The following is a 23,008-nucleotide window of genomic DNA, read 5'->3' on the forward strand; positions in this document are numbered from 1 at the left end:
GACGTGGAGAATTTCACTTGAACAAGACCCTTCTTTCGCTCGCGCTCGGCGCAGCGTTCCCGTGGCTGGCGTTGCCGGCTTTGGCGCAAAACGCGGTGCCTGTCTCGAAACCTTCCGCCCCACCGGCAGCATCCGCGGACGAAACCCCCGAGCGCGTGAAGTCGCTCGGCGTCGTCACCGTCACCGGTGGCCTCCCAACCTCGCTGCCCACGCAGATCCCGACCACCATCGAGGGCGTGACGCGAGAAGAGATCGAGACCCGCATCAACGCGACCGACAGTGAAGACGCGCTCAAGTATCTGCCGAGCCTGTTGGTGCGCAAGCGCTACATCGGCGACTACAACCACGCGATCCTGTCGACGCGCGCCTCCGGCACCGGCAACAGTGCGCGCTCTGCCGTCTATGCCGATGGCATCCTGCTGTCGAACTACCTGGGCAATGGCATCGCCAACGGCACCAATTACGCGCCGCGCTGGGGGCTCGTCACACCCGAGGAGATCGAGCGGGTCGACGTGATGTACGGGCCTTTTTCGGCCGCCTATCCGGGCAACTCGGCGGGTGCGGTGGTCGACTTCGTCACACGCATGCCGACCAGGCTCGAAGCGCACGTCAAGGCCGGCTACTCGTCGCAGCCCAACGACCTCTACAGCACCAGCAAGACCTTCAACAGCTGGCAGACCAGCGCATCGCTCGGGAGTCGCAGCGGCGAGAACAACGAGGGTCCGTGGTCGTGGTGGGTCGACATCAACCGCACCGACAGCCATGGCCAGCCGCTGACCTTCACCACAGCCACGCTGGCCTCTGGCGTGGCTGGTACGCGCGGCACGCCTGTCGCTGGCGCGGTGGCCGGCCTGAACACCACCAACACGCCGTGGTACATCCTGGGTACCGGCACGGCGTATCACACGATCCAGGACCACGCCAAGATCAAGTTGGCCTATGACTTGACGCCGACCATCACCGCCAGCTACACATTGGGCTATTGGCAGAACACATCGGAGGGCCGCTCGGCTAGCTATCTGAACAATGCGGCTGGCTTGCCGGTTTACAGCGGCCCGGTCAACATCAACGGCCGCAGTTTCACGTTGGCGCCGACGGCCTTTCCGCTGACCAACGACAGCCAGACCCACACCATGCACGGCCTGTCCTTGAAGAGCCACACGCAGGGCGTGTTCGACTGGGAGGTGTCGGCCAGCCTGTACGACTACTCGAAAGACCAGCAGCGCGCACCGACCGTCGCATTGCCGCTCGCCGCTTTCGGGGGTGCCGGCACGCTGCAAGACCAGGGCGACGGGCGCACCGGCTGGAACACGCTGGCGGCCAAGGGCACGTGGCGCCCGCAAGGCGTCGGCGGTGCGCACATCGTCGACTTCGGTGTCGGGCGCGATGCGTACAAGCTGGGCATCCAGAAGTCCAATGTGGGGGGCAGTTGGGTCGACGGCCCGGCGCTTGGGTCGCTGTCGCAAGTCAGCAATGTCGGCGGCCGCACCGAGACACTCAACGCATGGGTGCAGGACAGCTGGCGTTTCGCGCCGAAGTGGAAGACGGTACTGGGCCTGCGTTACGAGGACTGGCAGGCGACCGATGGCTTCACGGCCACCACTGTGGCCAGCACGCTGCCTTATGCCAAACGCAGCGAGTCCGACGTGTCGCCCAAGGCGGCGCTGGCCTATCAGTTGACCGACGATACGGTGCTCAAGGCATCGGTCGGGCGCGCGGTGCGCTATCCGACCGTGGGTGAGCTGTATGGCGCGACATCGGGTGGTGCGCTGTCGTTCATCAACGACCCAACCCTGAAGCCGGAGAAGTCGTGGACCGGTGAACTGTCTCTAGAGAAAGACCTGGGCAACGGCACCGCGCGCGCTACGTTGTTCCACGAGACGACGAAGAACGCGCTGTTCAACCAGCTGATCCCCGGATCGACCGTCTCTCGCGTGCAGAACGTGGACAAGGTGCGCACCACCGGCGTCGAGCTGGCGTACACCGGGCAAGACGTGCTGATGAAAGGGCTCGATGTCGGCGGCAGCCTGACCTACGCGAACTCTAGGACGGTGGCCGATGCGGCGTTTCCTGCAGCGGTCGGCAAGTGGCAGCCGCGCGTGCCGCGCGTGCGCTCCACCGCGTACGCCACGTACAAGCCGGACGATCGATGGGCCTTTACCGTGGCAGCGCGCTACAGCGGCAAGCAGTATTCCGCCCTTGATAACAGCGACGTAAACGCCTTCGCCTACTTCGGCGCCAGCAAGTACTTCACCGTCGATTTGCGCGTGCGCTACCAGATCGACAAGCAATGGTCGGCCGCCTTCGGCATCGACAACGCCAACAACTACCAGTACTGGAACTTCCACCCGTACCCGCAGCGCACCTACACGGCCGAACTTCGCTTCGACCTGTGACTCACACGCATCAAAGGACTTCCTCAATGACCACTTCGACCGCCCTCAAAACCATTGCCGCTTGCGTATTGCTCACCGGCACCGCTGCCGCCCTGGCCCATGTCACGCTGCCCCTCGGCGGTGCGACGGCAGGCAGCGACTACCGCGCGGTCTTCCGTGTCGGCCATGCCTGCAAGGATGCTGGGGCGACAACTGGCATCGGCGTGCGCCTGCCTGTCGGCTTCATGCTGGCGAATGCCGAGCCACGGGCCGGCTGGAAGCTCGACGTGCAGCGGGCTGCCGCCAATGCGGCAGGGGAGGCCGAGGTGCGCTGGACGGCCGAGTCGCCGCAAAACGCGTTGCCGGGCAAAGAGCGCGCCGAATTCGTGCTCAACGGCAAGGTGCCAGCCGCGCCGGGGCCACTCTGGTTCAAGGTGCTGCAAACCTGCGATGTCGGCAGCACGGATTGGGCTCAGGTCCCGGCCAGCGGCACGTCGACCGACGGCATGGCGGCACCGGCGGCGCGATTGATGGTGGTCGCGGCGGGCGTTGCCACTGTCGACGTGCGGGATGCCTATGTGCGTCAGTCGGTGGCAGGGCAGAGTGGCACCGGCGCTTTCATGAAGCTGACCTCGCCATCGGGCTCACGGCTGGTCGGCATCTCGACGCCCGCAGCCGGTGTCGCAGAAGTGCACGAGATGAAGATGGAGGGCGACACCATGAAGATGCGCGCCGTGCCGGGCGGCGTCGACCTGCCGGCCGGTCAAACGGTAGAGCTCAAGCCAGGCGGCTATCACGTCATGTTGATGGACTTGAAAGCGGCCTTGCCCAAGGGCATATCTGTGCCTGTGACGCTGCGTTTCGAAGACGCCAAGGGCGCGAAGACTTCTCTGGAACTGAAGCTGCCCGTCGGTGCGCCAGAAGGCGCTCCGGCCACCCCGATGCAGCACATGCACTGACGCTGAAAACGCGGCCCCCTGGAGTAAGCTGACGGCACAAAAAACCTCCAGGAGACACCTGCCATGACCGATGCAAGCAAGCCCTTTGCCTTCAGCCAGTTCGTTCCCGGCTTCGATTTCCTGAAGAACCTCGCTACCGGCAGTGCTGGCAGCGGCGGCGGCGGTATCGGCGCTGGTGGTGCGCTGCCGGGGTTGTCGAGCTGGGTGGCGCCCACGCTGAGTGTCGAAGAGGTGGACAAGCGCATCCAGGAGCTGAAGACGGTTCAATACTGGCTCGAACAAAACGGCCACGCCCTCAAGGCCACGATTCAGGCGCTCGAAGTGCAGAAGATGACGCTGTCGACCCTGCGCGGCATGAATGTTCGGATGGAAGACATCGCGAGTGCGTTCACGCGGGCTGCTGCGCCTGCTGCCGAGGCCTCGGCGTCGCCATCGGCCTCTTCTTTTTTTACGCCATCGTCGTCAGCTGCGGCTTCGGAGCCCGAGGGAGAGGCAGAGGCAGAAGCCGAAACCGACGCGAAGGCCGAAGGCGAACCTACGGGCGCTGCCGGCGTGGTCGATCCGTTGAAGTGGTGGGGCTCGCTCACCCAGCAGTTTCAGGAGATCGCTGCGTCGGCACTGCACGACGCAGCGCAACTCAAGATGCCTGCCATGCCGAAGTCGCCGGCCGAAGCCGCAGACAAGTCCAAACCGAAAGCCGGCAGCCCGCTCGCCGCAAAGAAGAAATCGCCCGCCTCTCGCAAGACCAGCGCGACAGGCAGAAAATCCCCAGAGAAACCCGCCGCGGCGCCCAGACGCCCGGTCGCAAAACGATGAACCCATGAAACTGTTTCCCACCGGTCACGCCACCCATCCGCAATGGCGCATGGCGGCCGGCCTCGTGCTCGCCCAGTTGCGAGCGCAAATGACTTTGCCCGACTACGCGTCGTCGCCGACGCTCGGGCTGCTCTACATCACTGATCACTACGGCGCCGATGCACAAGACATCCTGGCGCATTTGAGTGCCGAGCTGCCGGAGGTGACCGACTGGTCCGGCACCATCGGCATTGGCGTCGCAGCCAACAACGCCGAATATTTCAACGAGCCTGGCATCAGCTTGATGCTGTGCGCGCTGCCGAGCGATCAATACCGCGTGTTCTCCGGCGTGGCGCCATTGGGCAGCGCCGAGATGAGCGGCTTCGAGGCGCACACAGCGCTGGTTCATGCCGACCCGGCCACGCCTGAACTCGCCGAGTTGATCACCGAAATGGCCGGTCGCACCAGCACCGGTTACCTGTTCGGCGGTCTCTCGTCGGGCCGCGCCGGCGCCCTGCAATTTGCAGTCGGTGGCAACGGCAACATCCGCGGACACGGAGCGGCGAGCGGCGTATTTTCAGGTGGCTTGTCGGGCGTTGTCTTCGGCGAAGGCGTGCGACTCGTATCGCGTGTCACGCAAGGCTGCCAGCCGATTCGCTCTGGCGCTGCACGCGAACGAGAGATCACCGAGGCAGACGGCAATCTGGTGCTGAAGCTCGACGGTCAACCGGCGCTCGATGTGCTGCTGGCCGACTTGCAGGTATCGCTCGAACGGCCGCAAGAAGCCATCGATGCAGTGCGCAATACGTTGATCGGCCTCGCCACGGCGGGCAGCGACGGCATTCGGCGCACCGGCGATCTCGGCTCCGACGTGCTGGTGCGGCACATCATCGGACTCGATCCGACGCGTCGCGGCATTGCCATCGCCGACCAGGCTGAAGCCGGGATGCGACTCACGTTCTGCCGCCGCAATGCGCAGGCCGCACGCGCCGACCTGATGCGCATCTGCGCCGAGATTCGCGAAGAGCTCGAGCCCGAAGAACAAACACTGGCGGTGGCGAGTGCCGTCGCTGCCGGCGAAGCAGAAGCCGCACCGCATCCGGCACGCCGCATTGCAGGCGCGGTGTACGTGAGCTGTTCGGGCCGCGGCGGACAGCACTTCGGTGCCCCCAGTGCCGAACTTCAGATCGTTCGCCATGCGCTCGGCGACGTTCCGCTCGTCGGCTTTTTCGCAGCCGGCGAGATCGCGCGCCACCACCTCTATGGCTACACCGGCGTACTGACAGTTTTCACCAGCGAATAATCGGCGATCAGCGTGCGGTCGTTGACGGAAATGTGCCGCTGTCTCACCTTGTCTGACACATTGAATTGCGGGTCGCGCGAGACTCCGCGTGTCACTGCACAAGGGAAGAGACATGAAACGAAGCCTGCTTCGACTGGACGAAGGTTTGTCCAGACTGATCGTATTTTCCGGCGCTCACGCGCTGCTGGGGCGCGACGGTGTTTGCGACGTCGTGGTCGCCGACACGAGCGTCAGTCGTCAGCACGCATGCATTGAAATGCCGGACGACGCGCCGGCTGCCATCCGCGATCTCCACAGCTTGAACGGCGTCTTCGTTAACGAACGCCTCGTCGACGAGCGGCAGGCTTTGCAACACCTCGATGTGTTGAAGATAGGCAAGACACGCTTTCGCTTCTTCGAGGTCGAGAGCTATCGCGACTCCGACCTGATGATCTCGAGCAGTTGAAAAACGCGAGGAGTCGGAGTCCGTATGTGAACAGCTTGCCACTGATCGCCTGCGAGTTGTCACGAACTAGAAAGTTAATGAAACGTTAACCGAAAAGACACCGGCGGGTTGTGGGCAATAAGACTCAGACCGCGCTGCGGGGTGGCTCGAAATGGATAGCTTCCGCCGACAAAATCGGTGGTTCACAAAGGGAGCTATTCATGAATATTCAACAAGCCGTCGAAACTTGCTTTCGCAAGTACGTCGATTTTTCGGGTCGCGCCTCGCGCTCAGAGTATTGGTGGTTTTTATTGGCCTATCTGATCGTTGCGATCGTCGGGCGATTGATCAACCAATACATCCCGATTGCCGTCATTCTTGTCGTGCTGTTGCCATTGATGGCGGTCACTGTGCGACGTCTGCATGACATCGGTAAGTCGGGCTGGATGATCTTGATCGGGCTCATCCCCATCATCGGAATGCTGGTGCTGATCTATCTGTATGTACAGCCTTCGCAGCCAGGCGCGAACCGCTGGGGATCTTCGGACGCACTCGCGTCGTGAGCATGGTGCACTGCCCTACGAAAGGCACTTCGAAAGGCATTTCTATCGAAGACTGATCCTGCCCATCCACGACTCCTCAATTCGAATATCACAACTCAAAAAATGAAAAAGCTTCTCGCACTTATCGCCATTGCTGTCACGCTCACCGCCTGTTCGAAGACTGAAACGACTCCTGCGGCTGCAGCTGTCGAACCGGCCGCTGCGACGGCACCTGCTGCATCCGCCGCGTCTTCCGCAACTTCTGCTGCACCGGCCACACCTGCCACCACACCCACGACTGCTTCTGCGGACATTCCGAAGGAATGCCAGGACTATCTGGACAAGGTCAGCGCTTGCGCCGGCAAACAACACGGCGCCGCAGGCGACGCGATCAAGGCCAGCATGGAACAGACCAAGGCTGCGTGGGCCAGCATGGGCACCGACAAGGCAACGCTCAGTGCCGCTTGCAAAGCAGTAAACGACGCTTTTGTTCAACAGGCAGCGGCAATGAAATGCTGATCGTTTAACGACCAGATAGCGCGACGCCGGCTTTGCCGGCGTTCTTGCAAGTGCATCGGCAACGGTGCATTTGCAAGAGCCAAACGCTCACCGCTCGGTGCCATTCGCGCGCTGACTTCGCTTCGCACTTTTTCTGTTGTGTCGCAAGTTCTCTTCGACCACACCTGCACTAATTCGCCATTCGATCGTCCCGAAAAGTCACATGTCATTCACATGTGAATGTGAGGACTTTTACATTTCAATTTTTGTTTTGGCGGTATGTCACAGAAGCGTGTCAAGAACTGTGTCATCCCCTTTCCTCCTATGTAGAGGCTGAACACAATCGCCTCAGTTTCAAGCCTGTCACACAAAAAATCCCGGTCACCGGGGAGGAATTTCACAATGAACAAGTCTCACCGTTCCATCTGGACTGATGAAAGCGGCGTCGCCAATGTCGAAGTGACGGGCGATCGGTAATGCCCGCGCTCACCCCGGTCAGCGCCAGCACCAGCGGCAGCGCAATGTCGTCCAGCACGGCGCAGCCATACGCGTACGACACCGGTTCATCCGCAAAGACGATCGCATTGCTCGACCCGCTCGGGAGCACACGTGCCCGCACCTGGAAGATTCTCAAAGGGCTTCGGCTTCTTGCGGCGCCATTCGACCGTGCGAGCGATCTGTTGTCTTGCTACGTTTCAGGGCAACAGTTCGGGATGCTGGTTGTGAGCTTTGCCGGCTCGAACGCAAGCGCTCGGACAGAGCTTGATTTGTTGTGTCGACTGGCAGGGGCACAAACGCCGATCGCGCTGCTCATGCAGCCGAACCAGGTCGAACTGGCGACCCATGTGATGGGCAGCGAGCGCAACGACTTCTTGCTGCTTCCCGCGAGCGACGACGAGCTTCAGCAACGGTTGTCGCGTCTTCACGCCATGTGTGGTGTCAAGCCGGCAGATTGGTACCAAAACGAAACAGTGCCGCCAATGACCCGTCGGAGCTGATGTGCAGCCTGTGGGATCGAACGCTTTGTTCGGCGGACCCTCAGAAGCGCGCCTGCGCGTGGCCTTGCTCGAAGACTCGATCGACGAAGCCGATACGGTCACGGATCTGCTTCGGCGCAATGCGCACGATGTTGTGCACCTGGCCAATGGCGATGCCTTCTACGACCTGCTGCAGCGAGACAGCTTCGACTTGCTGATGCTCGACTGGAACGTGCCCGGTCTTTCGGGCTATGAAGTACTGCGACGAGTGAGGGGCGACATGGGCTCCAACGTGCCGGTGCTGATGTTGACTGCGCGCGCTGGCGAATTCGAAACGGTGCAAGCGCTCAACGGCGGCGCCGACGACTACCTCGTCAAACCGTGCCGACCCTTCGAACTGCTGGCCCGCATCAACGTGCTGATGCGCCGTTTGACGGTACCGACCCTCACGCAAAGCGTCGAGCAGACCGAAGGCATGCACTTCGATGCAGCGCAGCGGGTCGTGACGCGTGACGGTGTTGCAGTGAAGCTCACGCACAAAGAGTTCGAAGTCGCCCGTTTGCTGTTCAAGCACTTCGGTAGTCCGCTGTCGCGGGAGCACCTGAACCAGGCGATCTGGAATGGCCAAGCCATGGCACGCACCATCGACACGCACGTATCGCGCGTACGCACCCAACTCGGTCTCACGGTCGAGAACGGATTTCAGCTACAGGCGGTCTATGGCTTCGGATATCGGCTGGAACGATTGCGAGTGGAGGGCTGAACGTGCGCCGTCTTGGCGGAGTGTTTCTGTAGGCAGCATCTGCTTTGTCGTCGGCAGTGCGATGCCGAAAGCGCTAGGGAGACGCTGATTTATTGATAGATCCCGGCACGCCTCATGCATGCACCGAGAGCATCAAATTTCGAGGGCAACGGACATGAACCAACGCAGCTTTGCCAGCGCCGAGTACGCATTGAAGAAGAAGCGAACGCGCCGCGAGAAGTTTCTTGCCGAGATGGAGCGTGTCGTGCCTTGGAGCCGCTTGATTGCCGTGATCGAGCCGCTGTATCCGACCAGTGGACGTGTAGGCCGTCAGCCGATCGGAGTCGCCCGGATGCTGCGCATGTACTGCCTGCAGCAGTGGTATGGCCTGGCAGACGAGGCGCTGGAAGATGCCTTGTACGACAGCCAAGCACTGCGCGACTTCGTGGGCATCGACCTGTCGCGCGAATCGGTGCCTGATGCCACCACGTTGCTCAAGTTCAGGCGCCTGCTGCTGGACAACGACCTCACCAAGGCCCTGTTCGACGAGATCAACGCGCACCTCGCCGAGCAGGGCCTTTTGATGCGTGCCGGCACCATCGTGGACGCGACCATCATCGCGGCTCCAAGCTCGACCAAGAACGCAGACCACACGCGCGACCCGGAGATGCATCAGACCAAGAAGGGCAATCAATGGCACTTCGGGATGAAGGCGCACATCGGGGTCGACGCGCAGTCCGGGCTGGTGCATACATTGGTGGGCACAGCGGCCAACGTGAGTGACCTCAATGTCGCCGGTGCGTTGCTGCATGGTGAGGAGCATGCAGCATTCGGAGACGCTGGCTACCAAGGCGTTCATAAGAGAGTCGAGGCGAAGGGCCCGACTTGGCACGTGGCCATGCGTCGGGGCAAGCGGCGCAAGCTCAATGAATTCATCGAGCCTCAGTACTTGGCCGAACGTGCGGAGAAGATGAAGGCCAGCATCCGCGCCAAGGTCGAGCATCCGTTCCATGTGATCAAGAACCTGTTTCGACATCGGAAGACGCGTTACAAGGGGCTGGCCAGGAACACGGCACAGCTGTTCAGCTTGTTCGGTCTGGCCAATCTGGTCATCGCCAAGAAGGCGCTCCTGGACTGCCATGCCCAAGGTGCGTCTTGAACGTGGAAGCGACCTCGAAAGAGGTCAAAACGCACGCCGTGAAGGCTCTAAATCGTGAAGTCGGGCAATCTTTAGGGCGTATCGCGTTGCGATGTCATCAACTCGCGCTGCGATGCGCAATGTTCAGCGTCTCCCTAGCGCCGCAAGCGCGTGAACAGTTCGAACTCCCAGTTGCGCATGCCCAGCAGCAGCGTGTAGCCCTCGCGATCCTTCGGGGATAGCTTCTGGTCGGTCTGGTGCTGCTGCGCGAAGTCTTGCGCGACGCGCTGCAGTCGTTCGAGAAAAGCCGGCGCCAATGATTGGCTGATCGATCCGTGCACCAGCAGCAGTCCTTCCGCCGGTCCGTCGAAGCCGCCGCGGTAGTAGTCCAGCACCACGTTCTCGCGAAAGAACTCCATCACCGGCCCGTGCGGCCGCCAGCGAAAAGTCTTGGCAAGCTTCAGCCGATACCGGTTGAGCGGCCGCAGTTCGATGATGCCGATGCGGTCCAACTGCGCCAAACAGCCGATGCACTCCGCCTCGCTGATCCGATACGCAGTGACGATCTGCTCCAGCGTCCACTGGCTCAGCACGCTGATGGCGACCAGCAGCAGCTTCTTGTCGCGCACCACGGCTTTTTCCTGCTCCTGCGTCAGCTCCTTCAATAACGGCTGGGCATCGGCAACACGCCGCGCCAGTTCGGCGAAATCCATCTTCAGCGCACGACAGATCGCGTCGACGCGCGATAGCGGCATGTCGCCCTTGGCCAGCATGCGTTTAACGCTCGATTCCGCCATGTCCAGCGCACGCGCCAGATCGGCGTAGGTCATGCGAACGCTCTTGAGTTCGTTCTTGAGGGCGAGGACGAGGTCGACTGTGGTGCTCATGGTGTGTACGTCTGGTCTCGGCAAAGAGGGTGTTGGTACTGAAAATTGGTACCGATGGGCGTGGATAACTGCGCCGTATCGATTTTCGATGCCCGCGGAGCGATTGACAACTTAAATTCCGGCCGACTGCGAACCACTACCCGCCTACGGAGCCCACCATGCACCTGCCATCCTTGCCCGACTTGTCGTTGCCCGCATCAACTCGCCGCGAGCGCATCTTGTTCGCCGCATTCGCATTGCTGGCGCTTTTCGCCGTTGCGTGCCCTGCGTTCAGCGGGCCCGACGCGGTCTCTGTTTTTGCCGATGACCGTGGCTGGCACAGTTTGCCGAACGCGATGGACGTGTTGAGCAACCTGCCGTTCCTCGCGATCGGCCTGCTGGGGCTGCGGTGGCTTCGTTGGCTCGATCGGCCGGAGCTGTCTGCCACGCCGACAGCCGCATCGGCTGGAGAGCCGGTCGACCTCGGCGTGAGCCAACGTCTGGGCAACAGCTTCGACTGCGCCTGGATGTTCTTCGCCGGGCTGATCGCTTGCGCAGTCGCCTCGGTGGTCTATCACCTGCAGCCCGACACGTTGCGGCTCGCTGCCGACCGCGCCGGCATGGCGATCGCCTTCGCTGGACTGATCGGACTGGCCGTGTGCGACAGGGTAAGCCAGCGTGCCGGTTGGGCCGCCGCCTGGGCCACATTGGCAGGCGGGTTGCTGGCGGTGGCGATCTGGTTCGAAACAGGCAACGTCGCGCCGTGGGCCACGGTGCAGTTCGGCGGCATGGCGCTGGTGCTCATGCTGGCGTTGACCAAGCCGTTGCCCGAAGTGTCCGGAAATGGGGGCGCGGTGGGGCTCAAGCTCGGTTGGGTCATCTTTTTCTACGCGCTCGCCAAGCTGTTCGAGCTGTCGGACCACGCGGTCTACGAGGCCACCCACCACATCGTGTCGGGCCACAGCGTGAAGCACCTCACGGCGGCGCTTGCCGGCTTGCCCGTGCTGCATGCTTTGCAGACCGTCGGGCGCAGGACCCTGCGGCACAATTCGGGCGCGGCCGCGATCACGGCCTGAGGAGCCCGCGAGGGACACATCGAATGACCACACCCGCTGCTGCCGTCACGGCCTCACCAGCTTTGCAAACGCCCGACGCCAACGCGCACGCCAACCAGTTCGCGTTGCTGAAGCAGCGGCGTTTCGCACCTTTCTTCTGGACGCAGTTCGCCGGCGCGGCCAACGACAACCTCTTCAAGTTCGCCTTCACCGTGATGGTGACTTACCAGCTGCAGTTGAGCTGGATGCCGCCGGCCATGGCGGGCCTGGTGATCGGTGCCCTTTTTATCCTGCCGTTCCTTTTGTTTTCCGCGACGTCTGGCCAGCTTACCGACAAGTTCGACAAGACGAAGATGATCCGCTTCGTCAAGAACCTCGAGATCGTGATCATGCTCATTGCGGCATGGGGCTTCATGAGCGCCAACGCGGTCGTGCTGCTGGGCTGCGTGTTTTTGATGGGGCTGCACTCGACGCTGTTCGGCCCGGTCAAGTTCGCCTACCTGCCGCAAGTGCTTGATGCGCGAGAGCTCACCGGCGGCAATGGCATGGTCGAGATGGGCACCTTCGTGGCCATCTTGCTGGGCCAGGTGGCGGGCGGGTTGCTGGTCGCGGTGCCGCAGATCGGGCACACGTCGGTGGCGGTCGCTTGCGTGTTGCTGGCATTGGTCGGGCGCGGCGTGGCGCAGGCGATTCCGCGCGCACCCGCGACCGACCCCAACCTCGTCATCAACTGGAACCCGTTCAGCGAAACCTGGCGCAACCTCAAACTGGCGCACGGCAACGTGGTGGTTTTCAGGTCGCTGCTCGGCATCTCCTGGATGTGGTTCTTCGGTGCGGTGTTCCTGAGCCAGTTTCCGAGCTTCGCCAAGGAAGTGCTGCACGGCGACGAGCAAGTGGCGTCGCTGCTGTTGGTGGTGTTTTCGATCGGCATCGGCACCGGCTCGCTGTTGTGTGAAACGTTGAGCCGGCGCCAGGTCGAGATCGGCCTGGTGCCGTTGGGCGCGATCGGCATGAGCGTTTTCGCGATCGACCTGTACTTCGCTTCACGTGCCTTGCCGGCCCTGGCCGAGATGGGTATCGGCGACTTCTTAGTGCGCCCGGCGCACTGGCGAGTGATGGCCGACCTCGGCCTCCTGTCGCTGTTCGCGGGTCTCTACAGCGTGCCGATGTACGCGCTCATTCAGTTGCGGAGCCAGCCGACACATCGCGCGCGCATCATCGCGGCCAACAACATCCTCAACGCGCTTTTCATGATTGCGAGTTCGGTGATTGCCGGCGCCTTGCTCGGCGCCGGCTTCACCATTCCGCAGATCTTCTTGTTCACCGGCATCGCCAACGCCATCGTCGCTTTCTACATCTTCATGCTGGTGCCGGAATACCTGTTGCGCTTCGTCTCCTGGGTGTTGTCGCGCTTCATCTATCGGTTCAAGGTGTGCGGCGACGAGCACATTCCTACCGAGGGCGCCGCTATCCTCGTTTGCAACCACGTGAGCTTCATCGATGCGGTGCTGCTGATGGCCGCGAGCCCGCGACCGATCCGTTTCATCATGGACCACCAGATCTTCAAGGTGCCGGTGCTGGGCTGGCTTTTCAAGCTTGCCAAGGCGATTCCGATTGCACCGAACAAAGAGAATCCTGCGGCCTACGAGTCGGCGTTTGCACAGGCCATTGGCGTGCTGCGCGAAGGCGACCTGCTGGCGATCTTTCCGGAAGGTGCGCTCACACGCGATGGCGAGTTGCAACCTTTCAAGGGCGGCATCATGAAGATCGTCGACATGGCGCGCAGCGAGGGCATGGAGGTGCCGGTCGTGCCGATGGCGCTGACCAACCTGTGGGGCTCTTATTTCAGCCGCATCGAAAAGCGCGGAGATAAAAACGTGGCGATGGTCAAGCCGTTCCGGCGTGGCCTCTTCAGCAGCGTTGGCCTGAATGTCGGTAGCGCCGCGGCTCCGGCCGACGTCCAGCCCGAACTATTGCAACAGCGCGTGCGTGCGCTGTTGACTGCATGAAGCACCCACGGAGCACTTTCTGAGCTGGCATCTACTGACCCTTCTGGGCGACAGCGGTCTGCTGTTGCCTTGTGCCGCGCTGATCGCGGTCTGGCTCGGCGTCTCACCACGCACCCGCAACGGCGCGATCCGCTGGGTCGTGATCTTCGGGCTCGGCAGCAGCATCGTGTTTGCGTCCAAGCTGGCGTTCCTCGGCTGGGGCATCGGCAATGCGCGGCTCGACTTCACCGGCGTCAGCGGACACACCATGCTGGCGACCAGTATCTGGCCCGTGGCGTTGTGGCTGATGGCCTCGCGTTGGGGCCACGCACCGCGTGTGGCCTTCGCCATCGCCGGCTGGTTGCTGGCCTTCGTCATCGGTGTCTCTCGATTGGTGCTCGAGGCCCATTCCATCTCCGAGGTGTTGGCGGGCTACCTGATGGGGGGCATCGTGAGCGTCACCTTTCTGGCGATTCAACACAACCGGCCGCACCCGAAGCTGCGCTGGCCCTGGGTGGCGGTCAGCTTGGCGCTGCCGCTGGTGTTCGTGCCCATCGGAGCGCCCGCTCCGACGCAAGACCTGATCGAGCGGATAGCGGTCCGGGTCGCACATCTCGAGCGGCCCTTTACGCGCGACGATCTTCATCGGCACTGAGCCGTTGCTCGCTGCGCGGTATCTCCTGCGGATACCACGAGCCCATTGCGCCGCCACTGGCGCATGAATTCGCCTCCTTCATGCGGTGTGCGATCCATCATCCGCACACCTTCACTATGCCGCGAGGCACTTCACCGTCATGAACCGCTCCAGTTGCCATTCTCGTGATCGCCGTCAGCACTACAGCGAGTGTTGTCGTGGCGATACCGGCGGCGTCATCGACCGTGCGTTGCAGCACAAGGAGAGGCTGACGTGATTCGTCGAATCACCAACTTCGCGTCTTACGAGGCCGAGCGGGCTGCCAAGGTGCCCCGCTGGCAGCGCGTGCTGTGGGCGGCGTTGCGCATCGTGCTGCTGGCGCTGGCTGTCAGCTTGGCGGCGCTCTTTCTGTTCCCGACCAAGCCGGCCCATGCTGAAGTTCAAAGCCATGAGCTGACCACCCTCACGTTCGGCCCGATCACCGCACTTACGCTGTAAATAAAAATGAGCAAATCCTTACGTCTTTCCGAAAAATGGTTTCGCCGCGGCCTTTGGCTGGTGTCGGTGGTGTTCGCCGGGTTCTTGATCGGCCTCGGCAGCACGCTGGTCGGCGATTTGCCGCAGGTCGAGCGCGTGCGCCAGATGGACGACTTCATCGACCATGCTGCGGCCGATCCGCTGCGCGCCACCGTCAAGACTTCGGAGGCAGCAGAACATAAGGCATCGCAAGAGCTTGAACAGGCCGAGTTGCAGCTCAACGTCGCGCAGCAAGCCAGCCGGAATGCGCGCGAGACTTTCGGTAACTGGATCGCGACTCGGCGCGCCACCGCGCAGCCGGATCAGGACAACGAGTTGATCGCACGCACCAAGGCGCTCGATGCTTTGAAGGCCGCCGAAGACAAAGCCGAGGTTCGCTTGAGCGCGCAGCAGCAGATCACGCTCGACGCGCGGCAGGCACAGGAGCGTGCGCAGGAACAACTCGGGGTCCTCGAGCACGATGCCAACATCAAGCTCGAAGCCGAATACCGGCGTATCGAATTGCGCGTGTTCGGCTATCGACTGGCGCTGACCTTGCCACTTCTCGCGGTTGCCGGCTGGCTCTTCGTGAAGAAGCGCAAGAGCACCTACTGGCCGTTTGTCTGGGGCTTCATCTACTTCGCGTTATTCGCATTTTTCGTCGAGCTGGTGCCTTACCTGCCGAGCTACGGCGGTTACGTGCGCTACGTCGTAGGCATCGTCATCACGGTGCTGGTGGGGCGCTACGCGATCGTCGGACTCAATCGTTACCTCGCTAAACAAAAGCTGGCCGAGCAGCAGCCCGATCAAGTCCGACGCGAGGAGCTGAGCTACGACGTGGCGCTCGCGCGGCTCGCCAAAAGCGTGTGTCCCGGTTGCGAGCGCCCGGTCGACTTGAAGAGCACCGACATCGACTTTTGCCCGCATTGCGGCATCGGCTTGTACGACCACTGCGGGCATTGCGCCGCACGCAAGAGTGCCTTCTCGAAGTTCTGCCATGCCTGCGGTACATCGGCTGCGGCGTCGGCTACGGCTTCGGCTGTGACCCCGCCGGCCGACTCTAGGGCGGCCGGTCCGCTGACAGGTCCGATGCCTGCGTTGTAACAGGGTCGTCGCAGGCCCGTGATACAACGCGCTGCTGCTTCGCGGTCACCGAAAGGTGCGGCGACGGCAGGTTCGGGAAGGGCCCGATTCAACCACCATCCTTCACCTTCGACGGAACAAAAACATGAGCATTTTCGGCAGCATTCTTTCCAAGATTTTCCCTTCGGCCCATGCCGCTGACGCTACGGCCACGGCTGCTGCTCCCACGCCAGCACCTGCGCCTGCCGGTGCCCCGGCCGCGGCTGCACCACCACCGGCCATTCCGCTGGGCGACGTGGCCGCTGTGCTCGACGCCATGCCGGGCGCCAAAAACCTGAACTGGCGCACTTCGATCGTCGACTTGATGAAGCTGCTTGGCCTCGACAGCAGTCTGGACGAGCGCAAGAAGCTCGCCGCTGAACTGAGCTATGGCGAAGACACCAGCGACAGCGCCAAGATGAACATCTGGCTGCATCGTCAGGTCATGACCAAGCTGGCGGCCAACGGCGGCACGGTGCCAGCTGAGCTGCGCGACTGACCTGCGCGCTCATCCGCGCTCCGGCTTATGCCGGATGCGGACGACAAGAAGCCCGGCTTGCCGGGCTTCTTGCTTGGTGCATGGTCGGCAAGATCAGGTCCAGCCTGCATCCACCACGTAGTCCTGGGCCGTGCACATCTTCGAGTCGTCAGCAGCTAGAAAGAGCGCCATGCTGGCGATGTCTTCAGCCATGACACGGCCCGGCAGGCACTGGGCCGCATCGATCTCGGCCGCTGACTCGGGCTTGACCCACAAGCGCAATTGCCGCTCCGTCATCACCCAGCCCGGCACGATCGAATTGACACGGATGTTCTGCTTGCCCAGATCTCGCGCCAGCGACCGCGTGAGCCCGCGTGCCGCAGCCTTGCACGCCTGGTACACCGGATAGCCGGCGCCCTTGATCATCCAACTGATCGAGCCGAAGTTGATGATCGATCCGCCGCCGAGCGAGCGCATGTCTCCGGCCACTCCTTGCGCCGCGAAGAACTGGTGCTTGATGTTGACCGCGACCAGCCGGTCGAAGTCTTCGCTGGTTACATCGGCCATGTCGTGGCGCCGGTCGTTCGCCGCGTTGTTGACCAGCACGCCGATCGGGCCAAAGTGTTTGCGTACCGTGTCGATCGCGCCGTGCAGCGCAGCCACATCGGTGACGTCGCAGGTCAAGAAGAGGGGTGCATTGGGCCCTTTCAGTCGTGCAGCCAATGCGGCGCCGGCAACGGCGTCTAAGTCGCAAAAGCCGACTCGCGCGCCCTGCGCATGGAATGCGCTGACCAGCGCTTCGCCGATGCCGGTCGCACCCCCGGAGATAAACACGACGCGGCCTTCGAGCGATGGGTATCGCGCCGAAAGCGAAGCGGAAGGCGAGGTCGAGGGCGGGGGAGTCGAAGGCACGATGGACGATGTCATGCTGCAATTTTCGTCGACCGTGTTCACGCCCGCTACCCGTGTGAACGAGAATGCCGCGATCGAGGCGATTCGCCCGCAGGACCTGCATGAACCCAGTCGAAGTCCCGGACCAGGCAGTCGATGCTCTGGTGCATCTCGAAGCCGGCGCGCTGCGTATGACGCTGGCGCCATCGGTCGGCGGCGCCATCGCTGCCTTCTGGAGCGAACGCGACGGTGCGCGCACTGACTGGCTCCGGCCGGCGACGCCAGCAGCACTGGCGCAGCGCAACCCGTCTGGCATGGCGAGTTATCCGCTGTTGCCTTGGTGCAATCGCATCCGCGATGGCCATGCCCGCTTCGGCGTCCGGGAGATTGACGTGCCACCCGGACATCCCGCCTCGCCTTCAGGTCGCCATCCACTGCATGGCCTCGGGTGGCTGCGGTCCTGGACGGTCGACGAGGCGACGCCGGCGCGTGTAAAGCTCTCATTGCAGGTGGATGCCTGCGCTGCGTGGCCCTGGCGTTTCGAGGCATCGCAGGTTTTCGAGCTCGATGCGACTGGCCTGGTTGCGACGATTGCGCTGACCAACCGTGATGACGTGGCGATGCCGGCCGGCATCGGCCACCACCCTTACTTTCCGCACCACCCGGGCACGCGTCTGCAGACCGTGACCGACGCCATGTGGCGTGGCGATGCCGAGGTGATGCCCGTCGCGCTCGAAGCGACACCCGAGGTGGCGATGCTGCGCGATGGCGTCGGCCTCGATGCGCTCGACCTCGACAACAACTTTGCCGGCTGGCAGCACAGCGCACGCATCGAGTGGCCCGGCAGCGGGCACGCCATCGTCATGGCGGCCGAGTCGCCGCTGGATTTCTTCGTGCTGTATTGCCCGCGCGGCGCCGACCACTTTTGCGCCGAGCCGGTAAGCCAATGCACCGACGCCATCAACCTGTCGGACCGCTACCCGGTCGAGACTTTGGGCGGCACGGTGCTGGCGCCGGGCGCATCGTTGACGGGTCGTTGGACGTTGCGTCCCGAAAGCTGAGGTCGGCAGGCGGACAGTGCCGGCGCTGCTCCGTTCAGATGCCGCGCGCGCGGACGGACTTGAACTGCGCGCGGAACTCCGCAAAGCGACCCACGTCGAGCGCCTGGCGGATCTCTCGCATCAGGTTCAGGTAATAGTGCAGGTTGTGGATGGTGCACAGCATCGGCCCGAGCATCTCGGCACAGCGGTCGAGGTGGTGCATGTAAGCGCGGCTGAAGCCATCGCGCCCGCCATCGTCCCAACTCACGCCTGATGTGCCTGCGCAGGCGTGGCAAGTGCAGCTCGGATCGAGTGGCTGCGGGTCGGTTTTGTGGCGCGCGTTGCGCAGCTTCAAGTCGCCATAGCGCGTGAAGATGGTGCCGTTGCGCGCATTGCGCGTGGGCATCACGCAGTCGAACATGTCGACGCCATCGGCAACGCCCTGCACCAGGTCTTCCGGCGTGCCGACGCCCATCAGGTAGCGCGGCTTGTCCGTGGGCAGCCGGTGCGGCGTGTGCCCCATGATGTGCAGCATCTCTTCCTTTGGCTCGCCGACACTCACCCCGCCGATGGCATAGCCGGGAAAGTCCATGTCGACCAGCGCGGCCAGCGACTCTTCGCGCAGGTTCTCGAACATGCCGCCCTGCACGATGCCGAACAGCGCGTTGGGGTTGTCAAGCCGCTCGAACTCGGTCTTGCAGCGCGCTGCCCAGCGCAGGCTGAGCGCCATCGACGTGCGCGCTTCGGCCTCGGTCGTGATGTGGCCCGCCGTGTCGTACGGCGTGCACTCGTCGAACTGCATCGCGATGTCGCTGTTCAGGATGGTCTGGATCTGCATCGAGACTTCGGGCGTCAAGAAGAGCTTGTCGCCGTTCACGGGCGATGCGAACTTGACGCCTTCTTCGCTGATCTTGCGCATGGCACCGAGCGACCACACCTGGAAACCGCCCGAGTCGGTGAGAAGCGGCTTGTTCCACTTCTCGAACTGATGCAGTCCGCCGAAGCTCGCCATCACGTCGAGTCCCGGACGCATCCACAGATGGAAGGTGTTGCCCAGAATGATCTGTGCGCCCATCTCTTCCAGGCTGCGCGGCATCACGCCCTTGACGGTGCCGTACGTGCCGACGGGCATGAATATCGGCGTCTGCACGACACCGTGGTTGAGTGTGAGCGTGCCGCGGCGCGCATGGCTGGTTGCATCGGTCGCGAGCAGGTCGAACTTCAGGCGGGGCAGGGTGGACGTGTCGGTCATTTTTTCGGGGAGGGCAGCAACATGAGGATGGTGCGATTGAGGTCTTCGACCACCAGCAGGCGGCCCTGGCGGTCGACGGCAATGCCGGTGGGCTTGCCCATCGGGCGCACGCCGGGCTTGGGGTCCCAGCCCGAGAGCCAGTCGATCGGCTTGCCTGAAGGCAGCCCCTGCGCGTTGAGCTTGTAGCCGACCACGCGGTGACCCGGCGGTTGGTGGCCGCGCCATGCGACCAGAACCTGTCCGGCGAAGCGGCTGCCAGTGGGGCCGACCATCATCTGCAGTGGCGCGACGTGCGCTGGCCAAAGCATGAGCGGAGCTTCGGTCGTCTTGCAGTCGTACCGGTTCTCGTAGCCACGCGCGGGCTGGCGATTGCCGACGCAGTAAGGCCAGCCGTAATCGCGGCCGGCCTGCAGGCGGTTGAGTTCTTCGGGCGGCTGACCGACTTCTTCATAGTCGATGGAGTTCTCGCCTTGCAGCACCGTGCCCTTGGCCGGCCCGTCGGGCAGGACGGTCAGCGCGACCGAATTGCGCAGCCCGGTAGCGAACGGCTTGAAGCTTTGCAGCTTGAAACCCGGCGTCGCCAACACGGCTTCGTAGACCGCCGCGCGCGGCTTCGGTCCGGCCAGGTCGGGGCAGGGCAAGGGAAAACGCTTCGACGTGTCACGGCAATTGTCGGAATCTGAGCCGACGTTGACGAAGAGATGCCCGTCCGGCGCGAACGCCAGTTCCTTGAGAGGATGCGTGCCGTTGCCGGGCAGGCCGTCGATCAACGGCTCGCGCTGCAGCGCGCCGCCGAGAGCAGGGATCGGCGTGCGCCAGATCGCGCTCGACTCGCCGATGTACGCCTTGCCGTCCGGTCCGATGACGAGTCCCAAAGGGCGATCGAGCTGCTCAGCCAGTACGGTGAACCGCGCCCGCCGCGGGGCCGGGCCGTCGGTCGGCAGCGTCATCTCGAGCAGTCGGCCATGGCGCGGCTCCCATGAGCCCATGTCGACTACCCAGTAGCGGCCCGGCGCTACTTCGAGGATGCGGCGCGGTGCGCGCAGGCCCTGGGCCTCATCGGCCAGCAGCGCGACGCAGGTGCCGGTAGGACTCGTGATGTCGAGCCGTGCGTAGTCGCCGCACATGCCTTGCGGTGTGTAGCCGCGTGCTTGACCGGCGAAAGGCGCCAGCCCGCACAAAGCCAGCGCGGCAAAGGATGCAAAGCGGGTGAAGGTCATGACGGTGCGCGCGCCAGAAGCATGGCGTCGCCGTAGCTGAAGAATCGATAGTGCTGAGCGATGGCGTGCGCATACAGCCCCATCACGTGTTCGTAGCCGGCGAAGGCGCTGACCAGCATCATCAAGGTGCTCTTCGGCAAATGGAAGTTGGTGACCAGTACATCGACATGCTGGAAGGCGAAACCGGGCGTGATGAAGATGCGCGTATCGCCCGAAGCCTCACCGCTTCTCGCCCACGATTCGAGCGTGCGCACCGTGGTCGTGCCGACGGCGACGACTCGGCCGCCGCGTGCCTTGCAGGCGGCAATGGCGCGCTGCGTGGCCTCGGGCACTTCGTAGCGCTCGGCGTGCATCGTGTGCTCTGCGATGTTCTCGGTCTTGACGGGCTGGAAGGTGCCGGCGCCGACGTGCAGCGTGACGCTCGCGCGCTCGATGCCGCGTGCTGCGAGTTCTGCGAGCAGGGCTTCGTCGAAGTGCAGCGCGGCCGTCGGCGCAGCGACCGCGCCGGGCACGCGCGCGAACACGGTCTGGTAGCGACTCTCGTCGTCGGCCGAGTCGGTGTGCGTGATGTAGGGCGGCAAGGGCACGTGACCGCAACGGCTCATGAGCGCGTACGGGTCTTCGTCGGCTTCACTGCCGAAAGCGAAGCGGAACAGCGCGCCTTTTTCATCGGGCCAGCGTCCGAGCAGCGTCGCGCTGAAGCCGCCGACCATCTGCAGCGTGGTGCCGGCCAGCGGCTTTTTGTTGACCTTCATGTGAGCCACGACTTCGTTGCCGGTGAGCACGCGCTCGACCAGCAGCTCGAGCTTGCCGCCGGTCGGTTTCTCGCCGAAGAGGCGGGCCTTGACGACGCGCGTGTCGTTGAAGACCAGCAGGTCGCCCGCGCGCAGCAGCGAAGGTAGGTCCTTGAAGATGCGATCAACCGCCGTGCCTGCTGAGCCCGCTGTAGCCGCGGTGCTATCGAGCAGGCGGGACGACGTGCGTTCGAGGGCCGGGTGTTGTGCCACCAGTTCAGGGGGCAGATCGAAGTCGAAATCGGAGAGCGTGAAGTTGCGCATGCGCTTGAGGGCTGGACAGGCCCGTTCCAAGGTGGCGGCGAGTGTGCCGGGAAAAAATCAGGACGGATTGTCCCACCCCCGATTCAACGCCACCGGTTCCCAAACTCAAATCTTGTTCAGGCGGCAGAATCGATTGCATGATCTCTTCATCCGACTTCGCGGCGCCGGTTCGTTTCGGCACAGGTCCCGCCCATGTGCTGGTCACCGGCGGGACCGGGTTCATCGGTCGACTGCTGATCGAGGCGCTGCAGGCCGACGGGCACTCGGTCAGCGTCTGGACGCGCGATGCGACGGCGGCCACGCAGCTCTTCGGCACGGGCGTGCGCTGCGTCCGGCGGCTCGAAGAAATCCCGCCCGCGCCGGCCGTCGATGTGATCGTCAACCTGGCGGGCGCGCCCGTCATCGGCCCGCGCTGGACCACACACCGTCGAGCCGAGTTGCTGGCCAGTCGTGAAGGGCTGACGCAAAAGCTGGTCGCCTGGATCGGCACGCGGGCGGTCAAGCCTTGGCTGATGCTGTCGGGATCGGCCATCGGCTATTACGGGGTGCAGTCACAAGACGACACTGCCGAGCTGACGGAGTCGAGCCCGCCGCAAAACATCTTCATGTCGCTTTTGTGCCAGCGCTGGGAGGCCGCAGCGCACACGGCGGCACGCCATGGCGTGCGCGTGGCGTGTCTGCGGTTCGGCCTGGTCCTGGGTCATGGCGGGGCGCTGCCCAAACTGCTTGCGCCGATCCGGCTCGGCGCCGGTGGACGGTTGGGAACAGGGCGGCAATGCACGTCGTGGATTCACGTGCATGACATTGTTCGCGGCATGGCGCACGTGTGGCGCGTCGCGGCGCAGCCCGATGCCCCGCTGGCACCGCAGGCCTATAACTTCACTGCGCCGGGTCACCTCTCGCAGGAGGCGTTCGCGCGTACCGCGGCGCAGGTTCTGCATCGGCCCTGCTGGCTGCCGACCCCAGCCTGGCCGGTCCGGCTGGCGCTGGGCGAGCAGGCGGACGTGCTGCTCGAAGGGCAGCGCGTGGTGCCGGCGAACCTCGGGAGAACCGGCTTCCGCTTTCGCTTCCCGGATGCGCTGAGCGCGTTGCAGGATCTTTGCTGACCGTGCCCAAGGCGTCGCTCCGGAAGAAC

General features: G+C 63.5%; 23 protein-coding genes. 18 read left to right on the forward strand and 5 right to left on the reverse strand.

Annotation, left to right across the window (positions count from 1 at the left end; translation table 11 throughout):
• Positions 1–17 precede the first annotated feature (17 nt).
• The 10 genes from RCH10_RS11075 to RCH10_RS11120 all read left to right on the forward strand — a co-directional run bounded on the left by RCH10_RS11075 (position 18) and on the right by RCH10_RS11120 (position 9,774).
• Entirely contained in the window at positions 18–2,396 is a 2,379-nt protein-coding gene (locus RCH10_RS11075) for a TonB-dependent receptor (RefSeq protein WP_409052389.1), read from the forward strand.
• A gap of 26 nt (positions 2,397–2,422) precedes the next feature.
• Positions 2,423–3,334, forward strand: a complete 912-nt coding sequence (locus RCH10_RS11080; protein WP_409052390.1) for a copper chaperone PCu(A)C — start codon at positions 2,423–2,425, stop codon at positions 3,332–3,334.
• A gap of 63 nt (positions 3,335–3,397) precedes the next feature.
• Positions 3,398–4,150: a PhaM family polyhydroxyalkanoate granule multifunctional regulatory protein gene (locus RCH10_RS11085; protein ID WP_409052391.1), complete on the forward strand. Its 753-nt coding sequence runs from the start codon at positions 3,398–3,400 to the stop codon at positions 4,148–4,150.
• A 4-nt stretch (positions 4,151–4,154) separates the two neighbouring features.
• The gene (locus tag RCH10_RS11090; RefSeq protein ID WP_409052392.1) at positions 4,155–5,432 is read left to right on the forward strand and encodes an FIST C-terminal domain-containing protein; all 1,278 of its coding nucleotides are present in this window, start codon (positions 4,155–4,157) and stop codon (positions 5,430–5,432) included.
• Between the two features lie 112 nt (positions 5,433–5,544).
• On the forward strand, positions 5,545–5,877 hold the full coding sequence (locus RCH10_RS11095) for an FHA domain-containing protein (RefSeq protein ID WP_409052393.1): 333 nt from the start codon (positions 5,545–5,547) through the stop codon (positions 5,875–5,877).
• A 200-nt stretch (positions 5,878–6,077) separates the two neighbouring features.
• Positions 6,078–6,419: a DUF805 domain-containing protein gene (locus RCH10_RS11100; RefSeq protein ID WP_409052394.1), complete on the forward strand. Its 342-nt coding sequence runs from the start codon at positions 6,078–6,080 to the stop codon at positions 6,417–6,419.
• Positions 6,420–6,521: 102 nt separating this feature from the next.
• The gene (locus RCH10_RS11105) at positions 6,522–6,917 is read left to right on the forward strand and encodes a hypothetical protein (protein WP_409052395.1); all 396 of its coding nucleotides are present in this window, start codon (positions 6,522–6,524) and stop codon (positions 6,915–6,917) included.
• Between the two features lie 455 nt (positions 6,918–7,372).
• Positions 7,373–7,894 carry a hypothetical protein gene (locus RCH10_RS11110; protein WP_409052396.1) on the forward strand — a complete coding sequence of 174 codons (522 nt, stop codon included), beginning with the start codon at positions 7,373–7,375 and terminating at the stop codon, positions 7,892–7,894.
• 10 nt (positions 7,895–7,904) lie between these two features.
• Positions 7,905–8,636: a response regulator transcription factor gene (locus RCH10_RS11115; RefSeq protein WP_409052397.1), complete on the forward strand. Its 732-nt coding sequence runs from the start codon at positions 7,905–7,907 to the stop codon at positions 8,634–8,636.
• Positions 8,637–8,790: 154 nt separating this feature from the next.
• Positions 8,791–9,774, forward strand: coding sequence for an IS5 family transposase (locus tag RCH10_RS11120; RefSeq protein ID WP_409052398.1), 984 nt, complete (start codon positions 8,791–8,793; stop codon positions 9,772–9,774).
• A gap of 134 nt (positions 9,775–9,908) precedes the next feature.
• Here RCH10_RS11120 and RCH10_RS11125 read toward each other — a convergent pair whose 3' ends face one another.
• Complete coding sequence (locus tag RCH10_RS11125) at positions 9,909–10,640, reverse strand: helix-turn-helix transcriptional regulator (RefSeq protein ID WP_323500288.1); 732 nt, start codon at positions 10,638–10,640, stop codon at positions 9,909–9,911.
• 158 nt (positions 10,641–10,798) lie between these two features.
• Between RCH10_RS11125 and RCH10_RS11130 the strand changes: the two genes are divergently transcribed.
• The 6 genes from RCH10_RS11130 to RCH10_RS11155 all read left to right on the forward strand — a co-directional run bounded on the left by RCH10_RS11130 (position 10,799) and on the right by RCH10_RS11155 (position 16,433).
• Positions 10,799–11,695, forward strand: a complete 897-nt coding sequence (locus RCH10_RS11130; protein WP_409052399.1) for a hypothetical protein — start codon at positions 10,799–10,801, stop codon at positions 11,693–11,695.
• A gap of 23 nt (positions 11,696–11,718) precedes the next feature.
• A complete protein-coding gene (locus RCH10_RS11135; protein WP_409052400.1) occupies positions 11,719–13,683 on the forward strand; it encodes an MFS transporter in 1,965 nt (654 codons plus the stop codon).
• Positions 13,684–13,747: 64 nt separating this feature from the next.
• Complete coding sequence (locus RCH10_RS11140; protein ID WP_323497147.1) at positions 13,748–14,317, forward strand: phosphatase PAP2 family protein; 570 nt, start codon at positions 13,748–13,750, stop codon at positions 14,315–14,317.
• A 252-nt stretch (positions 14,318–14,569) separates the two neighbouring features.
• Positions 14,570–14,794 carry a hypothetical protein gene (locus RCH10_RS11145; protein WP_409052401.1) on the forward strand — a complete coding sequence of 75 codons (225 nt, stop codon included), beginning with the start codon at positions 14,570–14,572 and terminating at the stop codon, positions 14,792–14,794.
• A gap of 6 nt (positions 14,795–14,800) precedes the next feature.
• Positions 14,801–15,916, forward strand: coding sequence for a serine endopeptidase (locus tag RCH10_RS11150; protein WP_409052402.1), 1,116 nt, complete (start codon positions 14,801–14,803; stop codon positions 15,914–15,916).
• Between the two features lie 124 nt (positions 15,917–16,040).
• Entirely contained in the window at positions 16,041–16,433 is a 393-nt protein-coding gene (locus RCH10_RS11155; protein ID WP_323500294.1) for a DUF3597 domain-containing protein, read from the forward strand.
• Between the two features lie 93 nt (positions 16,434–16,526).
• Here RCH10_RS11155 and RCH10_RS11160 read toward each other — a convergent pair whose 3' ends face one another.
• Positions 16,527–17,339 carry an SDR family NAD(P)-dependent oxidoreductase gene (locus tag RCH10_RS11160; protein ID WP_409052403.1) on the reverse strand — a complete coding sequence of 271 codons (813 nt, stop codon included), beginning with the start codon at positions 17,337–17,339 and terminating at the stop codon, positions 16,527–16,529.
• An 86-nt stretch (positions 17,340–17,425) separates the two neighbouring features.
• On the opposite strand from RCH10_RS11160, the gene RCH10_RS11165 reads away from it, so the two are divergent.
• Positions 17,426–18,364, forward strand: coding sequence for an aldose 1-epimerase (locus RCH10_RS11165; protein ID WP_409052404.1), 939 nt, complete (start codon positions 17,426–17,428; stop codon positions 18,362–18,364).
• Between the two features lie 34 nt (positions 18,365–18,398).
• Here the strand turns inward: RCH10_RS11165 and tgt are convergent, their stop codons facing one another.
• Genes tgt through queA form a run of 3 tightly spaced genes read right to left on the reverse strand, consistent with a single transcriptional unit; the run spans position 18,399 to position 21,873 of the window.
• Positions 18,399–19,595: a tRNA guanosine(34) transglycosylase Tgt gene (gene tgt / locus RCH10_RS11170; protein WP_323500297.1), complete on the reverse strand. Its 1,197-nt coding sequence runs from the start codon at positions 19,593–19,595 to the stop codon at positions 18,399–18,401.
• Complete coding sequence (locus tag RCH10_RS11175; RefSeq protein WP_409052405.1) at positions 19,592–20,815, reverse strand: PQQ-dependent sugar dehydrogenase; 1,224 nt, start codon at positions 20,813–20,815, stop codon at positions 19,592–19,594. Before RCH10_RS11175 ends, tgt begins: the two co-directional genes overlap by 4 nt.
• Positions 20,812–21,873 carry a tRNA preQ1(34) S-adenosylmethionine ribosyltransferase-isomerase QueA gene (gene queA, locus RCH10_RS11180; protein ID WP_409052482.1) on the reverse strand — a complete coding sequence of 354 codons (1,062 nt, stop codon included), beginning with the start codon at positions 21,871–21,873 and terminating at the stop codon, positions 20,812–20,814. The genes RCH10_RS11175 and queA overlap by 4 nt, the downstream gene beginning before the upstream one ends.
• A 137-nt stretch (positions 21,874–22,010) precedes the next feature.
• Between queA and RCH10_RS11185 the strand changes: the two genes are divergently transcribed.
• Positions 22,011–22,979 carry a TIGR01777 family oxidoreductase gene (locus RCH10_RS11185; protein ID WP_409052406.1) on the forward strand — a complete coding sequence of 323 codons (969 nt, stop codon included), beginning with the start codon at positions 22,011–22,013 and terminating at the stop codon, positions 22,977–22,979.
• Positions 22,980–23,008 lie beyond the last annotated feature (29 nt).

The organism is Variovorax sp. GrIS 2.14, from assembly GCF_046115955.1.
Classification (GTDB): domain Bacteria; phylum Pseudomonadota; class Gammaproteobacteria; order Burkholderiales; family Burkholderiaceae_C; genus Variovorax.

Coding starts and splice junctions, on each gene's coding strand:
- RCH10_RS11165 (WP_409052404.1), top strand. CDS start 17,426: ATGAACCCAGTCGAAGTCCCGGACCAGGCAGTCGATGCTCTGGTGCAT.
- RCH10_RS11185 (WP_409052406.1), top strand. CDS start 22,011: ATGATCTCTTCATCCGACTTCGCGGCGCCGGTTCGTTTCGGCACAGGT.
- RCH10_RS11135 (WP_409052400.1), top strand. CDS start 11,719: ATGACCACACCCGCTGCTGCCGTCACGGCCTCACCAGCTTTGCAAACG.
- RCH10_RS11090 (WP_409052392.1), top strand. CDS start 4,155: ATGAAACTGTTTCCCACCGGTCACGCCACCCATCCGCAATGGCGCATG.
- RCH10_RS11085 (WP_409052391.1), top strand. CDS start 3,398: ATGACCGATGCAAGCAAGCCCTTTGCCTTCAGCCAGTTCGTTCCCGGC.
- queA (WP_409052482.1), bottom strand. CDS start 21,873: ATGCGCAACTTCACGCTCTCCGATTTCGACTTCGATCTGCCCCCTGAA.
- RCH10_RS11120 (WP_409052398.1), top strand. CDS start 8,791: ATGAACCAACGCAGCTTTGCCAGCGCCGAGTACGCATTGAAGAAGAAG.
- RCH10_RS11125 (WP_323500288.1), bottom strand. CDS start 10,640: ATGAGCACCACAGTCGACCTCGTCCTCGCCCTCAAGAACGAACTCAAG.
- RCH10_RS11095 (WP_409052393.1), top strand. CDS start 5,545: ATGAAACGAAGCCTGCTTCGACTGGACGAAGGTTTGTCCAGACTGATC.
- RCH10_RS11150 (WP_409052402.1), top strand. CDS start 14,801: ATGAGCAAATCCTTACGTCTTTCCGAAAAATGGTTTCGCCGCGGCCTT.
- RCH10_RS11130 (WP_409052399.1), top strand. CDS start 10,799: ATGCACCTGCCATCCTTGCCCGACTTGTCGTTGCCCGCATCAACTCGC.
- RCH10_RS11160 (WP_409052403.1), bottom strand. CDS start 17,339: ATGACATCGTCCATCGTGCCTTCGACTCCCCCGCCCTCGACCTCGCCT.
- RCH10_RS11110 (WP_409052396.1), top strand. CDS start 7,373: ATGCCCGCGCTCACCCCGGTCAGCGCCAGCACCAGCGGCAGCGCAATG.
- RCH10_RS11155 (WP_323500294.1), top strand. CDS start 16,041: ATGAGCATTTTCGGCAGCATTCTTTCCAAGATTTTCCCTTCGGCCCAT.
- RCH10_RS11175 (WP_409052405.1), bottom strand. CDS start 20,815: ATGACCTTCACCCGCTTTGCATCCTTTGCCGCGCTGGCTTTGTGCGGG.
- tgt (WP_323500297.1), bottom strand. CDS start 19,595: ATGACCGACACGTCCACCCTGCCCCGCCTGAAGTTCGACCTGCTCGCG.
- RCH10_RS11105 (WP_409052395.1), top strand. CDS start 6,522: ATGAAAAAGCTTCTCGCACTTATCGCCATTGCTGTCACGCTCACCGCC.
- RCH10_RS11100 (WP_409052394.1), top strand. CDS start 6,078: ATGAATATTCAACAAGCCGTCGAAACTTGCTTTCGCAAGTACGTCGAT.
- RCH10_RS11080 (WP_409052390.1), top strand. CDS start 2,423: ATGACCACTTCGACCGCCCTCAAAACCATTGCCGCTTGCGTATTGCTC.